Source organism: Caproiciproducens sp. MSJ-32 (assembly GCF_018918055.1).
In the GTDB taxonomy this organism is placed as follows: Bacteria; Bacillota; Clostridia; order Clostridiales; family Clostridiaceae; genus Clostridium.
Genome location: NZ_JAHLPS010000058.1, coordinates 11,888 through 28,035, shown reverse-complemented (window position 1 = coordinate 28,035; position 16,148 = coordinate 11,888). Strand labels below are relative to the sequence as shown.

14 protein-coding genes, 2 pseudogenes and 1 riboswitch are annotated in these 16,148 nt (G+C 30.0%); of the genes and pseudogenes, 13 read left to right on the top strand and 3 right to left on the bottom strand.

Annotation, left to right across the window (positions count from 1 at the left end; all coding sequences use genetic code 11):
• The 6 genes and pseudogenes from KQI16_RS06685 (at position 1) to KQI16_RS06660 (ending at position 6,010) form a co-directional block, all read left to right on the top strand.
• Positions 1–1,533, top strand: a pseudogene (locus KQI16_RS06685) (ABC transporter ATP-binding protein).
• Positions 1,514–2,608, top strand: a complete 1,095-nt coding sequence (locus KQI16_RS06680) for an ABC transporter permease (RefSeq protein WP_216433038.1) — start codon at positions 1,514–1,516, stop codon at positions 2,606–2,608. Before KQI16_RS06685 ends, KQI16_RS06680 begins: the two are co-directional and overlap by 20 nt.
• On the top strand, positions 2,609–3,538 hold the full coding sequence (locus tag KQI16_RS06675; protein WP_216432959.1) for an ABC transporter permease: 930 nt from the start codon (positions 2,609–2,611) through the stop codon (positions 3,536–3,538). It begins immediately after the preceding gene.
• Between the two features lie 185 nt (positions 3,539–3,723).
• Positions 3,724–5,133: a carbon starvation CstA family protein gene (locus tag KQI16_RS06670; RefSeq protein ID WP_216432957.1), complete on the top strand. Its 1,410-nt coding sequence runs from the start codon at positions 3,724–3,726 to the stop codon at positions 5,131–5,133.
• Positions 5,134–5,351: 218 nt separating this feature from the next.
• Positions 5,352–5,789: an Lrp/AsnC family transcriptional regulator gene (locus tag KQI16_RS06665; RefSeq protein WP_216433036.1), complete on the top strand. Its 438-nt coding sequence runs from the start codon at positions 5,352–5,354 to the stop codon at positions 5,787–5,789.
• A gap of 68 nt (positions 5,790–5,857) precedes the next feature.
• Positions 5,858–6,010: a hypothetical protein gene (locus tag KQI16_RS06660; protein ID WP_216432956.1), complete on the top strand. Its 153-nt coding sequence runs from the start codon at positions 5,858–5,860 to the stop codon at positions 6,008–6,010.
• A 96-nt stretch (positions 6,011–6,106) separates the two neighbouring features.
• Here the strand turns inward: KQI16_RS06660 and KQI16_RS06655 are convergent.
• Positions 6,107–6,661: pseudogene (locus KQI16_RS06655) on the bottom strand (MYG1 family protein); the annotation flags it as partial.
• Positions 6,662–7,040: 379 nt separating this feature from the next.
• Between KQI16_RS06655 and KQI16_RS06650 the strand changes: the two are divergent.
• From KQI16_RS06650 to KQI16_RS06620, 7 genes are all read left to right on the top strand, one after another.
• Positions 7,041–7,862 (top strand): undecaprenyl-diphosphate phosphatase, encoded by an 822-nt coding sequence (locus KQI16_RS06650; RefSeq protein ID WP_216432953.1) that lies wholly within the window; start codon positions 7,041–7,043, stop codon positions 7,860–7,862.
• A gap of 379 nt (positions 7,863–8,241) precedes the next feature.
• Complete coding sequence (locus KQI16_RS06645) at positions 8,242–9,669, top strand: uracil-xanthine permease family protein (RefSeq protein ID WP_216432951.1); 1,428 nt, start codon at positions 8,242–8,244, stop codon at positions 9,667–9,669.
• Positions 9,670–9,762: 93 nt separating this feature from the next.
• Positions 9,763–10,767: a pirin family protein gene (locus KQI16_RS06640; protein WP_216432950.1), complete on the top strand. Its 1,005-nt coding sequence runs from the start codon at positions 9,763–9,765 to the stop codon at positions 10,765–10,767.
• Positions 10,745–11,509, top strand: a complete 765-nt coding sequence (aroD, locus tag KQI16_RS06635) for a type I 3-dehydroquinate dehydratase (protein ID WP_216433032.1) — start codon at positions 10,745–10,747, stop codon at positions 11,507–11,509. Before KQI16_RS06640 ends, aroD begins: the two co-directional genes overlap by 23 nt.
• Before the next feature lie 249 nt (positions 11,510–11,758).
• A riboswitch (Lysine riboswitch) is annotated at positions 11,759–11,942 on the top strand.
• Between the two features lie 159 nt (positions 11,943–12,101).
• Positions 12,102–12,932 carry a transporter substrate-binding domain-containing protein gene (locus KQI16_RS06630; protein ID WP_216432948.1) on the top strand — a complete coding sequence of 277 codons (831 nt, stop codon included), beginning with the start codon at positions 12,102–12,104 and terminating at the stop codon, positions 12,930–12,932.
• Positions 12,933–13,000: 68 nt separating this feature from the next.
• Entirely contained in the window at positions 13,001–13,756 is a 756-nt protein-coding gene (locus KQI16_RS06625; RefSeq protein ID WP_216432946.1) for an amino acid ABC transporter permease, read from the top strand.
• A gap of 25 nt (positions 13,757–13,781) precedes the next feature.
• Positions 13,782–14,522: an amino acid ABC transporter ATP-binding protein gene (locus KQI16_RS06620; protein WP_286172919.1), complete on the top strand. Its 741-nt coding sequence runs from the start codon at positions 13,782–13,784 to the stop codon at positions 14,520–14,522.
• 36 nt (positions 14,523–14,558) lie between these two features.
• Here the strand turns inward: KQI16_RS06620 and KQI16_RS06615 are convergent, their stop codons facing one another.
• Positions 14,559–15,455 (bottom strand): DUF2935 domain-containing protein, encoded by an 897-nt coding sequence (locus tag KQI16_RS06615; protein WP_216432944.1) that lies wholly within the window; start codon positions 15,453–15,455, stop codon positions 14,559–14,561.
• A 64-nt stretch (positions 15,456–15,519) separates the two neighbouring features.
• Positions 15,520–15,987 carry a hypothetical protein gene (locus tag KQI16_RS06610; protein ID WP_216432942.1) on the bottom strand — a complete coding sequence of 156 codons (468 nt, stop codon included), beginning with the start codon at positions 15,985–15,987 and terminating at the stop codon, positions 15,520–15,522.
• Between the last annotated feature and the right edge of the window lie 161 nt (positions 15,988–16,148).

Sequence of the window (16,148 nt, the reverse complement as noted above, 5' to 3'; positions counted from 1 at the left end):
ATGAATACTAAGGGAATTAAAATCAAAAATATTACTAAGATTTTTGGAAAAGTTGTTGCCAATAAAAATGTAAATTTTGAAGTAAAACCAGGAGAAATTCATTGCCTTCTAGGAGAAAATGGTGCAGGAAAAAGTACATTAATGAGTATTCTATCAGGAGTTTATACTCCTGATAATGGCTCTATTTTTGTGGATGGTAAAAGGGTTAATTTTAATTCTCCTAGAGATTCAATAAAACATGGCATAGGAATGGTATATCAGCATTTTAAATTGGTAGAATCAATGACGGCTCTTCAAAATATTTTATTAGGAAATAGTAAGGGAATTTTTTCAAAGACTAAAGAAAAGGAAAAAGAAATTAGAGGAATAATTGATAAATACGGTTTTGATGTGGATTGAAATAAATTAGTTTGTAATATGTCAGTTGGAGAAAAGGAAAATCTTGAAATATTAAAGGTTATATATAGAGGAGCAAGAGTATTAGTACTTGATGAGCCTACAGCAGTATTTACACCTCAAGAGACAGAAAGACTGTTTTCTGTTATGAAAAAAATGAAAGAAGATGGATGTGCAATTATCTTTATAACTCATAAGTTAGATGAAGTTATGAAGGTTGCTGATAGAATTACTATCTTAAGAAAGGGAGAAACTGTAGCAACAATAAATAAAGATAAGGCTAATCCACAGATTTTAACAGAATTAATGGTAGGCAGAAAAGTTAATCTTTCAATTAATTCAGTAAAATCAAAATTAGGAAAAGAAATATTAAGAGTGAAAAATTTAAAAGTAAAAGGCAGTGAGGGATTAGAGGCAGTCAAGGGAATTTCCTTTAGTATTAGAGCAGGGGAAGTTCTTGGAGTAGCAGGAATTACAGGAAGTGGACAGAAGGAATTATGTGAGGCCATAGCAGGAATTATTCCTATAGAAGATGGTAATATATTTTTTGAAAATAAAGATATAACTAATATAGATTCAACAAAATATTTCGAAGAAGACATTAGGTTAAGTTATATCCCTGAAGATAGATTAGGTATGGGCTTAATTGGTGATATGGGAATAACTGATAATTTACTTCTTAAAAATTACAAGAAGGAAAAGGGAGTATTTTTAAATAGAAAGTCTTCTTATAATGAAGCAAACTATATAATAAAAGAATTTGAGGTTAAAACTCCAGGAATAGACTATCCAATAAGATATATGTCAGGTGGAAATATACAAAAAATATTACTAGGCAGGGAATTAAATTCTAATCCTAAATTAATAGTTATGGCTTATCCAGTTAGGGGATTAGATATAACCACTTGTTATGCAATATATGACATTATTATAAGGGAAAAGCAGAAGGGAAGTGCAATCTTATTTATTGGAGAAGATTTAGATGTATTAATGGCAATAAGCGATAGGATTATGGTTATGTATTCTGGAGAAGTAACTGGAATTATTGAAGCAGAAAATACAACAAGAGAAAGTATAGGATTAATGATGATGGGTAGGAAGGATATAGGTGAAGAATATGTCAATGAGGTTTGTTAAGCGAGGAGAAATATGTAAGAAGCAACAGGTAATTACATCAATTATTGCTGTAGTTTTATCTTTGGCTGCTTCAAGTGTATTTTTACTGGCTTTAAAACTTAACCCAATAGAAGTATATGGTGAAATGATAAGGGGGGCTCTTGGAAATAAAATAAGTTTTAGACAGACTGTTATAGAGGCAATTCCACTAGCTATAACTGGATTGGGAATAGCTGTTGCTTTCAAAATGAATTATTCTAACATTGGGGGAGAAGGACAGATTATAATGGGAGCTTTTGGAGCAGCTCTCATAGCATTAAAACTTCCTAATTTTTCACAGCCATTTATGCTTCTAATGATGTTTTTTAGTGGAATGCTCTTTGCTGGTATTTGGGCCGTTATTCCAGGATTTTTAAGAATTAAATGGAAGGTAAGTGAAGCAATAACTACTCTAATGATGAATTATATTGCTTTAAAATTTGTTGCTTACTTACAGTATGGTCCTTGGAGAGATAAAAGTGCCCTTGGCTTTCCTAAAATAGCTAACTTCGGAGAAAATGCTCTTTTACCAAAGCTTTTTAATATCAACATAGGATGGCTTATTGCTATTATTCTTTCAATTATGGTTTATATATTTTTAAATAAAAGCAAAAAAGGTTTTGAAATTTTAGTCATAGGAAAGGGAGAAAATACTGCCAAGTATGCAGGAATAAAGATAAAAAGGACTATGCTTCAAACAATTATTATAAGTGGAGTGATTTGTGGAATTGCTGGAGTAATACAGGCAGCTGGTGTTAGTGGAACCTTGTCGGTTGAAGTATCTGGAGGTGTAGGATACACTGCAATAATAATTGCCTGTCTAGCAAAACATAATCCATATATGATAGGATTAATTTCTTTTCTGTTTGCTGCTCTTGTACAAGGAGGATCTTATATTCAAACTGTTTATAGTGTTCCTGATTCAGTCGCTTTTATTATACAAGCTATGATATTATTTTTTGTGCTTGGTAGTGAGATATTTATAAATTATAGAGTTGTAATTAGAAATAGTTATAATAATAAGCAAGAGAAATCACTTGTTGAGGAGGTGGCATAAATGGAATGGATAACAAATTTTTTAGTAGCAGCAGTTGTAGCTGGAACACCTCTTTTATTTGCAACTTTAGGTGAAATAATAACAGAAAAGGCTGGTAATTTAAACCTAGGTGTAGAGGGAATGATGTTAATGGGGGCAGTAATAGGTTTTATTATAGGCTTAAAGACAGAAAATGCAATAATGGCTTTATTAGCTGCTATGGCAGCAGGAGCTTTAGGTGCTTTTATATATGCTTTTTTAACAGTGAGCTTAAAAGCTAATCAAAATGTTACTGGTCTTACTCTAACTATTTTTGGAAGTGGATTTTCAAGTTTTGTAGGTAAGTCAGTAGTTGGTCAAGTAACTCCTGATAGTATAAAGAATTTTTTTAGACCTATAGAAATACCTATATTATCGGATATTCCTATATTAGGTAAGGCTTTATTCAGCCAGGATTTATTCATATATATGGGATATCTTTGTACTATTATACTAACTATTTATTTATATAACACAAATCTAGGATTAAATTTAACTGCAGTAGGGGAGAATCCATCTGCTGCAGCTTCAGCAAGCATTAATATAGAGTTATATAAATATATTCATATCTTGCTTGGTGGAGCCTTATGTGGACTTGGTGGAGCTTATCTTTCTTTAGTATATGTTCCAGCATGGCAGGAAAATATAACTGCAGGTAGAGGATGGATTGCTGTCGCTTTAGTAGTTTTTGCAGCTTGGAGACCTAATAAGGCAATTATAGGAGCTTATTTATTTGGAGGTTTAGATATAATAAGATTTAGAATAACTAACCCTTTTATTTCAATATATTTTATGGATATGATTCCTTATGTTGTAACAATAGTTATACTTGTCTTTATTGGAATTAGGAAATCAACTAGGAATGCACCGCCAAAGTCATTGGGTATGCTATACTTTAGTGAAGAAAGATAGTATTGGAATAAGGTTTCTATATATTTCGAATAAGAACACTCCAAATTAGCCTGGAGTGTTTTTATTATATAAATCATAAATGTATATTTAAAGAAAGTTCTATTAAAATCTCAATTTAGTTATTTTTTATTAAAAAATTAAATATTATCTAGTATAAAGACTTTAATTTATAGGAGTGTGTTTTAATGTTATCTTTCTTTCTTTGTTTAGTTATTTTAATAGGTGGTTACTTTATATATGGCAAAGTTGTTGAAAGTAACTTTGGACCAGATGATAGGGAAACCCCAGCAGTTACTATGGCAGATGGAGCAGATTATGTAGTAATGCCAAATTGGAGAGTATTCCTTGTTCAGTTGCTAAATATAGCAGGATTAGGTCCTATATTTGGAGCTATAGCAGGAGCTTTATGGGGTCCTTCAGTATTTTTATGGATTACCTTTGGTACTATTCTTGCAGGAGGAGTTCATGATTATTTATCAGGCATGATGTCAATGCGTCATAATGGAATTACCGTTGGTGAAATAGTTGGTATTTATTTAGGAACTTTTATGCAAAAGGTTATGCGTATATTTTCTGTTGTATTGCTTGTTTTAGTTGGAGTTTCCTTTACGACTGGTCCAGCTGCTCTTTTAGCAATGCTTACTCCAAATGCTTTAAATTTTACTTTTTGGCTAATAGTGATACTTGTTTATTATTTTTTAGCAACATTTTTACCAGTAGATAAGATAATTGGTAAAGTTTATCCTGTTTTTGGTTTGAGTTTAATTGTTATGGCTGTAGGGGTAATTGGAGGAATTATTTTTAAGGGATATAAAATACCAGAGATTACATTTACTTCTCTTCATCCTAGTAATACTCCTATATGGCCAATGATGTTTGTATCTGTTGCTTGTGGGGCAATTTCAGGTTTTCATGCTACTCAATCTCCAATCATGGCTAGATGTATGAAATCAGAGAGAGATGGTAGAAAAATATTTTATGGTGCAATGGTAGCAGAAGGGGTCATAGCACTTATATGGGCAGCTGCAGGTGTTGCTTTTTATGGTTCAACTGGTGGTTTACAAACTGCAATTAAGGAATTAGGCGGACAAGGACCGGTTGTTTATGAAATTACTAGAGGTTTACTTGGACCAATAGGAGCAATTTTTGCTATGATAGGTGTAATTGTTTGTCCTATATCATCGGGAGATACAGCTTTTAGAAGTGCTAGACTTGTTATTGCAGATTGGTTTAAAATAGATCAAAAGAAGATTAAAAAAAGATTAGTTCTTGCAATAATTATTTTAGGTGTTGGTGCAATATTAACTCAAGTTGATGTACAAATTATATGGAGATATTTTGCATGGAGTAATCAAACTTTAGCAATGCTTGTTTTATGGGCTGGTGGAGTTTATCTTCATAAAAATGGAAAGAATGGCTGGATGGCTGCATTGCCAGCAACCTTTATGTCAGCAGTAAGTATGACTTATATTTTAATGGCTCCAGAAGGATTTGAGTTAAGTTCATCAATCTCCTATCCTATAGGAATTATTTTTGCTCTTTTATGTTTAGGTTTATATTTGCGATGTATAAAAGGTAATATTAAAAATAAATAATTAAAAAATAGCACTTTAAAAGTGCTATTTTTTAATTATTTAAAGAAGAAGGTGTAAAATTTATATTAAACTTAATTTTTTTAATTACTTCAATCAAAAATACTTGAAATATATAAAGATAAACTTTAATATATTAATATATATAATATTTTTGCAATAATTAATAGATAGGGAGAGAGGTGAATTTTAGCAGAATAAATATATTCATGCTAAGAAATATGGATAAGATTGATTTAAAATTAGTAAAATTATTACAAGAAAATTCAAGGTATTCACTTAAACATTTAGCAGAAGAAGTATATTTATCTACTCCAGCCGTTTCTTCACGTATTTTAAAATTAGAGGAAGAAGGAGTTATTACTGGTTATACTGCTCAAGTTGATTATTTGAAGTTAGGATATAATATTAAAGCCTTTATAAATTTAAAGATGACTCCCCAACAGAAACCGGAATTTTACCCTTTTATAAAAGCATGTCCTAATGTTATTGAATGTAACTGTGTAACTGGTGCTTATTCTATGCTTATAGAAGTTGCCTTCCGTACAACAATGGAACTAGATGAATTTATTGGGGTATTACAAAGATTTGGAGATACAGATACTCAAATTGTATTTTCCACCCCTGTTGAACATAGAGGAATTGATATACCTTTATAAAAAAATATATAAAATAAATTAGAATAAATACTTGCCTTATTTCACAAAATAAATTTGAGGTGATATTTATGGCTAAGGCAGGAATGAGAAGACCAAATCCAAAAGAACCACATGGTACAGAAAGCAATAAAAAATTACATATACCTAAAAATACTCAGGATCCTGTACCTGAAATTCAAGGAAAAGCAAAGGCTGGGCACGAAAAAGCAAGGCCTTTTTAGAAATTTTTTATAATAATTAGAATTTAAAGGTCCATCTATTTAAAATTATTTTTAGTAGATGGACCTTAATTACTATCTGGAAATTATAAAATTAAGTTAGTCTTCTTTCGGAGCTTCTATAGCTATTTTGGCTAATTTCATTATTCCTTCTCTTGTTTCAGTTATAGCGATAAATCTTCCTGTATGGCAGAATATAGCATCAGGAATACCAGTTACAGCCGCTAATTCTTCCCCTCTTAATCCAGCCCAGGCTTTTGGAAGCTTCTTTTTATCTATTTTATTCTCATCTCTTATAGATTGAAGGGCATAACTATCTTCTCTTGGATAAATCACATATAAAACTTCTTCCTTAGCATCAATTTCCCTAAGGGAAGAGCTGTAAGGACAGTATCTATCTAGAATTAATAATTCAGGAATAGTTCTATTTTTATAAGCTCTTAAAACATGTTCTTTAGAATCTAGCACAGAAAATTTATATTCAATAGCATTATTTAATATAGTCCTTGCAAGTTCTACAGCTTCATTAAAAGCTTCATTTTCATCTTTATCAGAATTCCAAAGAGGATTGAATTTTTCGATTATGGCACTTATATGCAGTAATGGTATTTCCGTTTTATCTATCCAAATTCCATTATCAAGGGCATCAGCACCTTCTTCAAATTTCTTTTATTTTAGTATATACCAAATTACAATTTGTTATATTGTCAATTAATTGTTAACTTATGGTTTTATGGTAATTAAATTTATTTTGTTTAAGTTGTATAATTAATATTAGGTTACATAAATAATTTTTTATATGCAAGTTTAGAATTTAGAAAAAATTAAGAAAATATTAGATAAAAACTATATAATTTATAATAAAATTAATATAGAAACTTATATAAGAAATAAAAGGGTATTTTGTTTTATAGAAGAAAGAAATATAATAAATTAATGTAAAGTAATAACATATTAATTAATATAATTCTTATAAATATATAGATTATTATATTTATTTGAGTAATAAAAATATAAAATATGGAGGAGAAAAATGTTATTAATTGAATTATTAAAGGCAGCTTTTTTAGGAATAGTTGAAGGAATAACTGAATGGCTTCCTATAAGCAGTACTGGTCACATGATTTTAGTTGAGGAATTTATTAAGTTAAATGTTTCAGATGCATTTAAAGAAATGTTTTTTGTAGTTATACAATTAGGAGCTATTTTAGCTGTAGTTCTTTTGTATTTTAACAAATTAAATCCTTTTTCATCTAATAAGTCTTCAAAAGAGATAAAATCTACTATGCAGATTTGGTATAAGGTAATTATAGGTGTATTACCAGCTGGAGTTTTAGGGGTATTGTTTGATGATTGGTTAGATGAGCACTTATATAATTATCAAACAGTTGCTATAACACTTATTATTTATGGAATTTTATTTATTATTATAGAAAATCGTAATAAAAACAAACTATCTAAAATAAATAGTTTTGAGGAGTTATCTTATGCTACTGCTTTTGGAATAGGATTGTTTCAAGTATTATCATTAATCCCTGGTACTTCACGTTCTGGAGCAACTATTCTTGGAGCAATTATTCTTGGAACTTCTCGTTATATTGCAGCAGAATATTCATTTTTTCTGTCAATTCCGGTAATGTTTGGAGCAAGTGCTCTTAAACTAATTAAATTTGGATTTGATTTCACAGGCATGGAAGTAGCTATTTTAATGGTAGGTATGATTGTTGCTTTTGTGGTTTCTATAATTGCAATAAGATTTTTAATGAAATATATTAAAAATAACGATTTTAAAGCTTTTGGCTGGTACCGTATTATATTAGGATTATTAGTTGTTGGATACTTTTTATTAGCATAATATAAATGCAGGATAGCTTTGATAAGGTGATTTTGCTTATCAAAGCTATTTTTTATTTAAAAGGGATGTGTACAAAATTAATAGCTGTGGAGAAAGGCTTTATGTTTAAGATAAATATAAAAACATTATTTATTGAGAATAAAAAATAAATAAAAAAGTTTAAAAAACATATTTACAAAATCTAATTTATATGCAATACTAATTGCAGGATAAATAAAATCTTTAAAGTGGTGCGGGACACCAGTAAGATTTGAAATATTGTGCAGTGGAAATAATATTAGCTTTTTTATGCTGCTAATTTTCGAATCTTGCTAAAAGCAAGATTTTTTTTATGATTTTTTTTATCCTTTTAAATTATTAAAATTTAGGAGGTATTAATATGACAACAAAATCAACAAACAATCAATTAATGGGCTATTTACCAGATGAAAGGCCACCATTCTTTGAACTTATCTTATTTGCACTTCAACAAATAGTGGTAATGTTTCCTGCCACAGTTCTAGTAGCATTAATTACAGGTTTCCATGTTTCAACAACAATTTTTGCTAGCGGGCTTGCAACTTTAGGATTTATATTAATTACAGGAAAGAAACTTCCATTATACTATGGTTCAAGTTTTTCATATATAGCAGCAATAGCTTCAATAATGAGTGCGGATGCTTTTGCAAGTTATACATTAAATGATAAAATTTCAATAGCTCAATTTGGAATTGTAATGTCTGGCTTTGTTTCAATAATAGCTGGATTGATAATAAATAAAAGTGGAAAGAAGTTTATTGAGAGAGTTCTTCCAGCAACAGTAACAGGAAGTATAGCAATTATTATAGGATTATCATTAGCAGCAAATGCTATGGGAAATGCAGCTGCAGTTCCTGCAGGAGTTGCTGAAGCAGATCAAGCTATGGCAGCAGGTTATGCTTGGGTAATAGCTTTAGTAACATTATTATCAACTATAATATACTCAGTTTATCTAAAGGGTAAACTTAGTCAGCTTCCAATTCTATTTGGACTTCTAACAGGATATTTAACAGCTTTAGTAATAGGATCAATAACAGGAATACCATTTGTGAATTTTAATACAGTAGAAACAAATAGCATTTTTAGTATTCCAATATTCACATTCCCTAAACCATCATGGGAAGCTTTAATTGCAATAATGCCTATAGCAATAGCAACTATACCTGAATCAACTGCCCATGTATATCAATTACACACCTATGTTAATGATTTAGCTAAGAAAAAGGGTTCTAAAAAGGTATATGAAATTGAAGATAAACTAGGTTTAAACTTAATTGGTGATGGTATGGGAGATATAATCTCAGGCTTAATTGGTGGACCAGCTGGTACAAACTATGGTGAAAATATTAGTACAATGGCGATATCAAAGAATTTCTCTGTACCAGTTTTAATGGCAGCAGCAGTGATAACAATGATTATTTCATGCTTTACACCATTAATAAATGTAATTTATTCTATACCAACATCAGTAATTGGAGGGCTTTCAGTATATCTTTATGGAGTTATAGGAGCACAAGGAATAACAATCATGATGGATAAGAAAGTAGATATGTTTAGCTCTAAGAACTTAGCTGTTATAGCAGTAATATTAATTGTAGGACTAGGTGGAAACTATGCCTTTGAAGGTGGAATGATACCAATGTTCGGAATACAACTTCCAGCTTTAGCAACAGCTGCTGTTGTGGGAATAGTTTTAAATCTTATTTTATCAATTGGCAATAAAGAAGAAGTTACGGTTAATGAAGAAATTAATGAAGTTAATGAAGGGGTACAAGCTGATTTAGCATAAAAAAATTAAAGAGAAGCAATAGGATAAATATAAGGGGATATTAAAGAGAATAAATAGGGCTAATAATAGACTATATAGAGGTTTTAATATAATATGGAGGGCTGCCTAAGCAGTCCTTTTATATTTTGTGCCCATCATAAAGATTTATATCCAAAAGGAAATGAGTATCAAGGAATAGATAGTGAATTATTAATAGGAAGGGAAATTGGTAATGATTTTTCAGGAAAAGACGGGTTTAGTATGTATCATGGTAAGTTAGTTCCAGGATTTCCTGTACATCCTCACAGAGGATTCGAAACTATAACTATAGTTCTTGATGGATATGTAGATCATTTTGATTCAAAAGGATCTTATGGACGTTATGGTAATGGTGATGTACAATGGTTAACAACAGGATCAGGATGTCAGCATACAGAAATGTTTCCTCTTGTTAACGAAAATAAAGAGAATCCGGTAGAGTTGTTTCAAATATGGATTAATCTCCCATCAAAAAATAAATTTGTAGAAGCTGATTATAAGATGTTATGGGCTGAAGATATTCCGGTAATAGATATTAGAAATGAAAAGGGGAGAAAAACCAATATCAGGCTAATTACTGGCAAATTAGAAGGAAGAGAAAGTTTAGAGCCAAATAAAAATTCATGGGCAGCAGATAAAAATAATAATGTAGGAATATATTTGATAAAAATGGAATCAGAAGTATCTATGACATTGCCAGCTGTTTCAGAAACATTAATAAGAAACTTGTATTTTTATCAAGGAGAAGGCAAGCTTATTATTGAAGGGAATGCTATCGAAGCATCAACTCGTATAAAGCTAGCTGGAAATGAAGAAATTTCAATAGTTAATGGAGAAAAAGAGGATTATTTTATAGTTTTAGAAGGAGAGCCAATAAAGGAGCCTGTAGTACAATATGGACCTTTTGTTATGAATACCAAGGAGGAAATATACCAAGCCTTTGCAGATTATCAAGAAACCCAATTTGGCGGCTGGCCTTATGATAGAGAAGATCCTGTTAATAAACGAACTTCAGGAAGGTTTGCTCATTATGCTGATGGAAGGGAAGAAAAAAGATATGATGAAAGTAGTAAGGGTTAAAGATATAATAATTGGTGAAGGAATGCCCAAAATTGCTGTACCTATTGTAGGAAGAAATATTACTGAAATTATAGAAGAAGTTAAAGAACTAAAAAAAATAGATTTTGATATTGCAGAATGGAGAGCAGATTTTTTTGAAAATGCAACTGATATAAGTAAGGATATAGAGGTTTTAGAGAAAATTAGGGAAATTATTCCAAAGAGAGTTATTTTATTTACTTTCCGTAGTTTTGATGAAGGCGGGGCAAGAGAAATTGATGAAGAGCTATATTTTGAATTAAATAAAAGGGTATCTGAGACAAAACTTGTTGATATTATAGATCTTGAATTATTTAAAGATCATAATAAGATAAGAGAATTAATTGATTCAGTTCATAAAAATAAGCTGCTTGTAATTATCTCTAATCATGATTTTGAGAAGACACCAGAAAAAGATGAAATAGTAAAGCGTCTTTGTAAGGCTGTTGAATTAGGAGCAGATATTCCTAAAATTGCAGTTATGCCTAATTCAGCTGAAGATGTAATTACATTATTAGATGCAACGCGTATTGCAAAAGAAAAGTATATAAAAGGTCCAATTATAACAATGTCAATGACAGGAAAGGGGATAATTAGTAGATTATCTGGAGAATTATTTGGATCCGCAATTACTTTTGGTTCAGCTAAAAAGGCATCTGCTCCAGGACAAATTTCTGTAAAGGAGCTGCGTAAAGTTTTAAATATATTGCATACTAATATGTAATAAATATATTATAAAAATAATAGTAATAAAAATATTTTTGATTATTAGTATTATTATGTAACAACAGATTAATAATAACATATTATAAAATTAAATATAAAAAATATTCATTTGTGTACAAGCAATTATCATGAATAACAAATACTTTTATTACAAAAAATAAATTAGAAAAAAGTATTGACAAGCATAATAAAAGCCTGTACACTAAAGACATAAAATTTACAATTGAATATAAGGCCTCACTTTTACAGGTGAGGTAGAGGCGCAATATTTAACAGTCTTTAGTGGAGTTCGAGAAAACGTTGAAGCTAAGGAGAAGGAAATATTGCCGAAGTGTATAATATTTCTCGGTATTATATGCTGGGCTTACAGTTAATAGCTGTAAGACTGTCTCAATAAACAACCCGGTTTATTGAGTTGTGCTATCTCAAATGGGAAAAGATGGGGATGAAGGTGAAGTATATCTATATGCCTGAGTCTATCTCGGGCATTTTTATTTAACTAAATCTCCTGAATTCTTAGATAGCGCAATCCTGACTTTAGGGATTGGCATTTTTTATTTTAAGAAAAAATTAAAAAAGGAGAGATTATTATGAAAAAAAGACTATCAGTACTAGTATCATTAGCATTAACAGCTATGTTAGCATTAACAGGCTGTGCATCAGCAAACAATGAAAAGACAGAAGAAAGCAATTTATTTAGAGTGGGAATGGAAGCAGGATATCCACCATTTAACTGGACACAAGGTGATGATTCAAATGGAGCAGTAGCAATTGAAGGAAGTTCAGAATATGCAGGTGGATATGACGTTGAAATAGCTAAAAGAATAGCAGAAGGCTTAGGAAAGGAATTAGTTATTGTTAAAACTGAATGGGATGGATTAGTTCCAGCTTTAACTTCAGGTAAAATAGATGCAATTATCGCAGGCATGTCACCAACGGCAGAGCGTAAAGAATCAATAGATTTTTCAGATAATTATTATAATTCACAATTAGTTCTAGTTGTTAAAAATAATGGACCATATGCTAATGCTAAAACTTTAGCAGATTTTAAGGGAGCAAAAGTTACTGCACAATTAAATACTTTTCACTATTCAGTAATAGATCAAATTGAAGGTGTAAATAAACAAGAAGCTATGGATAACTTTCCAGCAATGAGAGTTGCTCTTGAATCAGGAGTAATTGATGCTTATGTATCAGAAAGACCTGAAGCTGTAAGTGCACAAGCTGCTAATTCAAACTTTAAAATGATAGAGCTTACAGATGGTTTTGAAACAAATCCAGAGGACACAGCAATTGCGGTTGGATTAAAGAAGAATAGTGAATTAACTGAAAAGATAAATGAAATTTTAGCAGGTATTTCAGCAGAAGAACAAACAGAAATAATGGATAATGCTATTAAAAATCAACCAGCAGCTCAATAATTTACTTTGAATGGGTTATCTTTTAGCCCATTCAATTTTATTAATTTAGAGATTTTAGGAGGCTAATAATGAGTATTGAATCAATAGTAAAAATAGTTCAAGAAAATTGGCCAATGTTTCTTCGTGGAGCATGGGTAACAATTTATATTTCAATAATTGGTACTTTAATTGGTACTTTAATTGGACTATTAGTAGGAGTAATAAGAACTATACCAGTTCCTGAAAGGGGAATAAAAAAGGTATTTCTTAAAGTTATAAATGTTATTCTTTCTATTTATATAGAGTTTTTTAGAGGAACTCCTATGATAGTACAATCAATGGTTATTTATTATGGATCAGCTCAGTTTTTAGGAATAGATATAAATAGAATAGTAGCAGCGTTATTTATAGTTTCTATTAACACAGGAGCTTATATGTCAGAGATTGTTAGAGGAGGAATTGTTTCTATAGATAAAGGACAATTCGAGGCAGCTCAAGCAATTGGAATGAGCCATGCTCAAACAATGTTCAATGTAATTTTACCACAAGTAATCCGTAATATTTTACCAGCAACAGGTAATGAATTTGTAGTTAATATAAAAGATACTTCAGTGCTTAATGTAATTTCTGTTTCGGAATTATTCTTCCAGACTAAGTCAATAGCAGGTAATAATTTTAAATATTTTGAATCCTTCTCTGTTGCATGTATTATCTACTTGATCTTAACTTTTACAATAACAAGAATTTTAAGATTTATAGAAAGAAAGTTAGATGGGCCTGAAAATTATATTATACCTGGTAATCAAATGCAGGTAAAAACTCCAGAAATTGTAGCAGATAAATAATAAGTTGGAAAGGAGGAAGTTGGAGATGGAAAAAATAATAGAAATCAAACACTTAAGTAAAAATTTTGGAGATCATGAAGTATTAAAAGATATTGATTTTTCAGTAAATAAAGGGGAAGTTGTTTGTATAATAGGTTCTTCAGGATCAGGTAAGTCAACTCTTCTTCGCTGCATTAATCTTCTAGAAAAGCCAACTGGTGGAGAGATAATTTATAAGGGAGAAAATATATTGGATGATAAACATGATATTCGTAAATATCGTACAAAGTTAGGCATGGTTTTTCAGCAATTTAATTTATTTAATAATCATAATGTCTTAAGTAATTGTGTTGTTGGACAAATGAAAGTTTTAAAGCGTTCTAAAGAAGAAGCTGAAAAAATAGCAATGAAATATTTAAAAGTAGTTGGAATGGAAAAGTATATTAATGCTAAGCCTAAGCAGCTTTCAGGAGGGCAAAAACAACGTGTTGCTATTGCAAGAGCCCTTTCGATGGAACCAGATGTTATTCTTTTTGATGAGCCAACTTCAGCTTTAGATCCAGAAATGGTAGGAGAAGTTCTTAAAGTTATGAAAGAACTTGCAGAAACAGGTCTTACAATGTTAGTTGTAACTCATGAAATGGAATTTGCAAGAGAGGTATCTGATCGTGTAGTATTTATGGATAAGGGAGTTATAGAAGAGGAAGGAACTCCAGAACAAATATTCAATAATCCAACTAAGGAACGTACACGTGAATTCTTAAAAAGAACACTAGAAAAACTTTAACTTGTAAAAGTTAAAGTTTTTCTGTTTTTATAGGGATTAATATAATTTCTTTAATAATCTAATATAATGATTAGCTTCTCTAAGAACATGATCAGCTAGAAGAGGAGAGATAATAGCTTTAATTTTACAATTCAATAGACCTTCTACCCCTTCTTCTTTAAATTTTTTAATTTCTTTTGCAGCCTCTAATGATTTAGCTGTAACTTCTTTTAGAAGTTTTTTAGAGTCATTTATTTTATTTGCTTCCTTTCTTAAAGTTTCAAATTTATTTCCAAAATTATTAGCTAAATTAAATAAATCAATTTCAGTTGGATCTAATAAACCTCTAATAAAGAAAGAATGGTCAGACATTATTTTATTCCAAAAAGCTTCTTGAGCAGCAGGCTTTAAGTTGATACTAATTTCAACCCCATTTTGTAATCTTGTTAATAATTCCTTATAAGCTATGGCTTCATAAAGAAGATGTTTTAAAAATTCTGGATAAGCATTAATAAATAGTCTGCAGGATAATACTTCCTTTAAAAGTATCTGCTTGAATTGTATAAGCATTGAAAGAGTTCTTATTATGTTTTCATTTAGTACAAAAATTTCATCTGTTAAATTTGATAAAGCCTTATTATTTACCGCTGATAAAGAAAGTTCTCTGGAACTTATAGATGTATCAATTAAAATTCCAGTAGCCATTTGAGTAGCTTTTTCAGCATCTATTGTATATTTAGTTATAAGTTCATTTGAGTTTATCACAGTTGAAGGAAGAAGTCCATCGGCTAATGTTACTGCATGAGATAGTAGGTGAGAAAATTCATTTTTAAAGGATTCTGCTTGGTTAATTAAGTTTTTGTCTTTAGGTAAGAATACTGCTTCTAATTTATTATTTAAACTATTATTAATATATTCAAATATGCAATTTTTGATATAAGAAAAGTTTAACAAGATATTATGAAAGGGCAGTGTAATATTTTTGCACTGCCCTATATTTTAAAATAAAATTATAATACTAGCATTTATCAACATATTCAGCTTCAACTTTAATTGTCAAATCAACAGCATGGCAAACTTTATTCTTTGGAAGATCAAATTTTACTTCTTTCTTAAATACGCCACAGCCCTTATCAGAACATGATTTCTTGTTTTTACGCAATATTGCCTTAAATTCTTTAGTTTCAATTACTTTTCCACATTTATCTAATAAGGCAACTTTTACCTTGAATTTTCTATTAAAGCAAACATTTTTTAGAACTATTTTTGCCTTTAAGTCTCTTTCTAAGCAATTACTTAAATCTACAGGTTCAGTATCTACAACTTTATATAATTCACAAGGATTAAAGTGGATTTTTGTACAAGATTTACATTTATCCTTATCTTTGTCATAATTATCTTCATAATAATCCCAGTCATAATCTCTATCGTCATATCCACATGAATATTCATAATTGACCATATTGTATCTTCTCATATTATCCATATTATCGTTCCTCCCAATAATAAATTATTATCATTTGTTGTTTGGCCTTTATTCTATATATTGAATTCTTATATATAGATTCTTAACATATAAAAACGTTTAGTAAATTCAATCTATATATAAAGAACTTTAAATTATTAGAATAAAGGATTATTGTTTTA

What these genes read in the sequence shown, in the direction of transcription:
- KQI16_RS06680 (WP_216433038.1), top strand. Translation starts at nt 1,514, where the DNA reads ATGTCAATGAGGTTTGTTAAGCGAGGAGAAATATGTAAGAAGCAACAG.
- KQI16_RS06675 (WP_216432959.1), top strand. Translation starts at nt 2,609, where the DNA reads ATGGAATGGATAACAAATTTTTTAGTAGCAGCAGTTGTAGCTGGAACA.
- KQI16_RS06670 (WP_216432957.1), top strand. Translation starts at nt 3,724, where the DNA reads ATGTTATCTTTCTTTCTTTGTTTAGTTATTTTAATAGGTGGTTACTTT.
- KQI16_RS06665 (WP_216433036.1), top strand. Translation starts at nt 5,352, where the DNA reads ATGGATAAGATTGATTTAAAATTAGTAAAATTATTACAAGAAAATTCA.
- KQI16_RS06660 (WP_216432956.1), top strand. Translation starts at nt 5,858, where the DNA reads ATGGCTAAGGCAGGAATGAGAAGACCAAATCCAAAAGAACCACATGGT.
- KQI16_RS06650 (WP_216432953.1), top strand. Translation starts at nt 7,041, where the DNA reads ATGTTATTAATTGAATTATTAAAGGCAGCTTTTTTAGGAATAGTTGAA.
- KQI16_RS06645 (WP_216432951.1), top strand. Translation starts at nt 8,242, where the DNA reads ATGACAACAAAATCAACAAACAATCAATTAATGGGCTATTTACCAGAT.
- KQI16_RS06640 (WP_216432950.1), top strand. Translation starts at nt 9,763, where the DNA reads ATGGAGGGCTGCCTAAGCAGTCCTTTTATATTTTGTGCCCATCATAAA.
- aroD (WP_216433032.1), top strand. Translation starts at nt 10,745, where the DNA reads ATGATGAAAGTAGTAAGGGTTAAAGATATAATAATTGGTGAAGGAATG.
- KQI16_RS06630 (WP_216432948.1), top strand. Translation starts at nt 12,102, where the DNA reads ATGAAAAAAAGACTATCAGTACTAGTATCATTAGCATTAACAGCTATG.
- KQI16_RS06625 (WP_216432946.1), top strand. Translation starts at nt 13,001, where the DNA reads ATGAGTATTGAATCAATAGTAAAAATAGTTCAAGAAAATTGGCCAATG.
- KQI16_RS06620 (WP_286172919.1), top strand. Translation starts at nt 13,782, where the DNA reads ATGGAAAAAATAATAGAAATCAAACACTTAAGTAAAAATTTTGGAGAT.
- KQI16_RS06610 (WP_216432942.1), bottom strand. Translation starts at nt 15,987, where the DNA reads ATGGATAATATGAGAAGATACAATATGGTCAATTATGAATATTCATGT.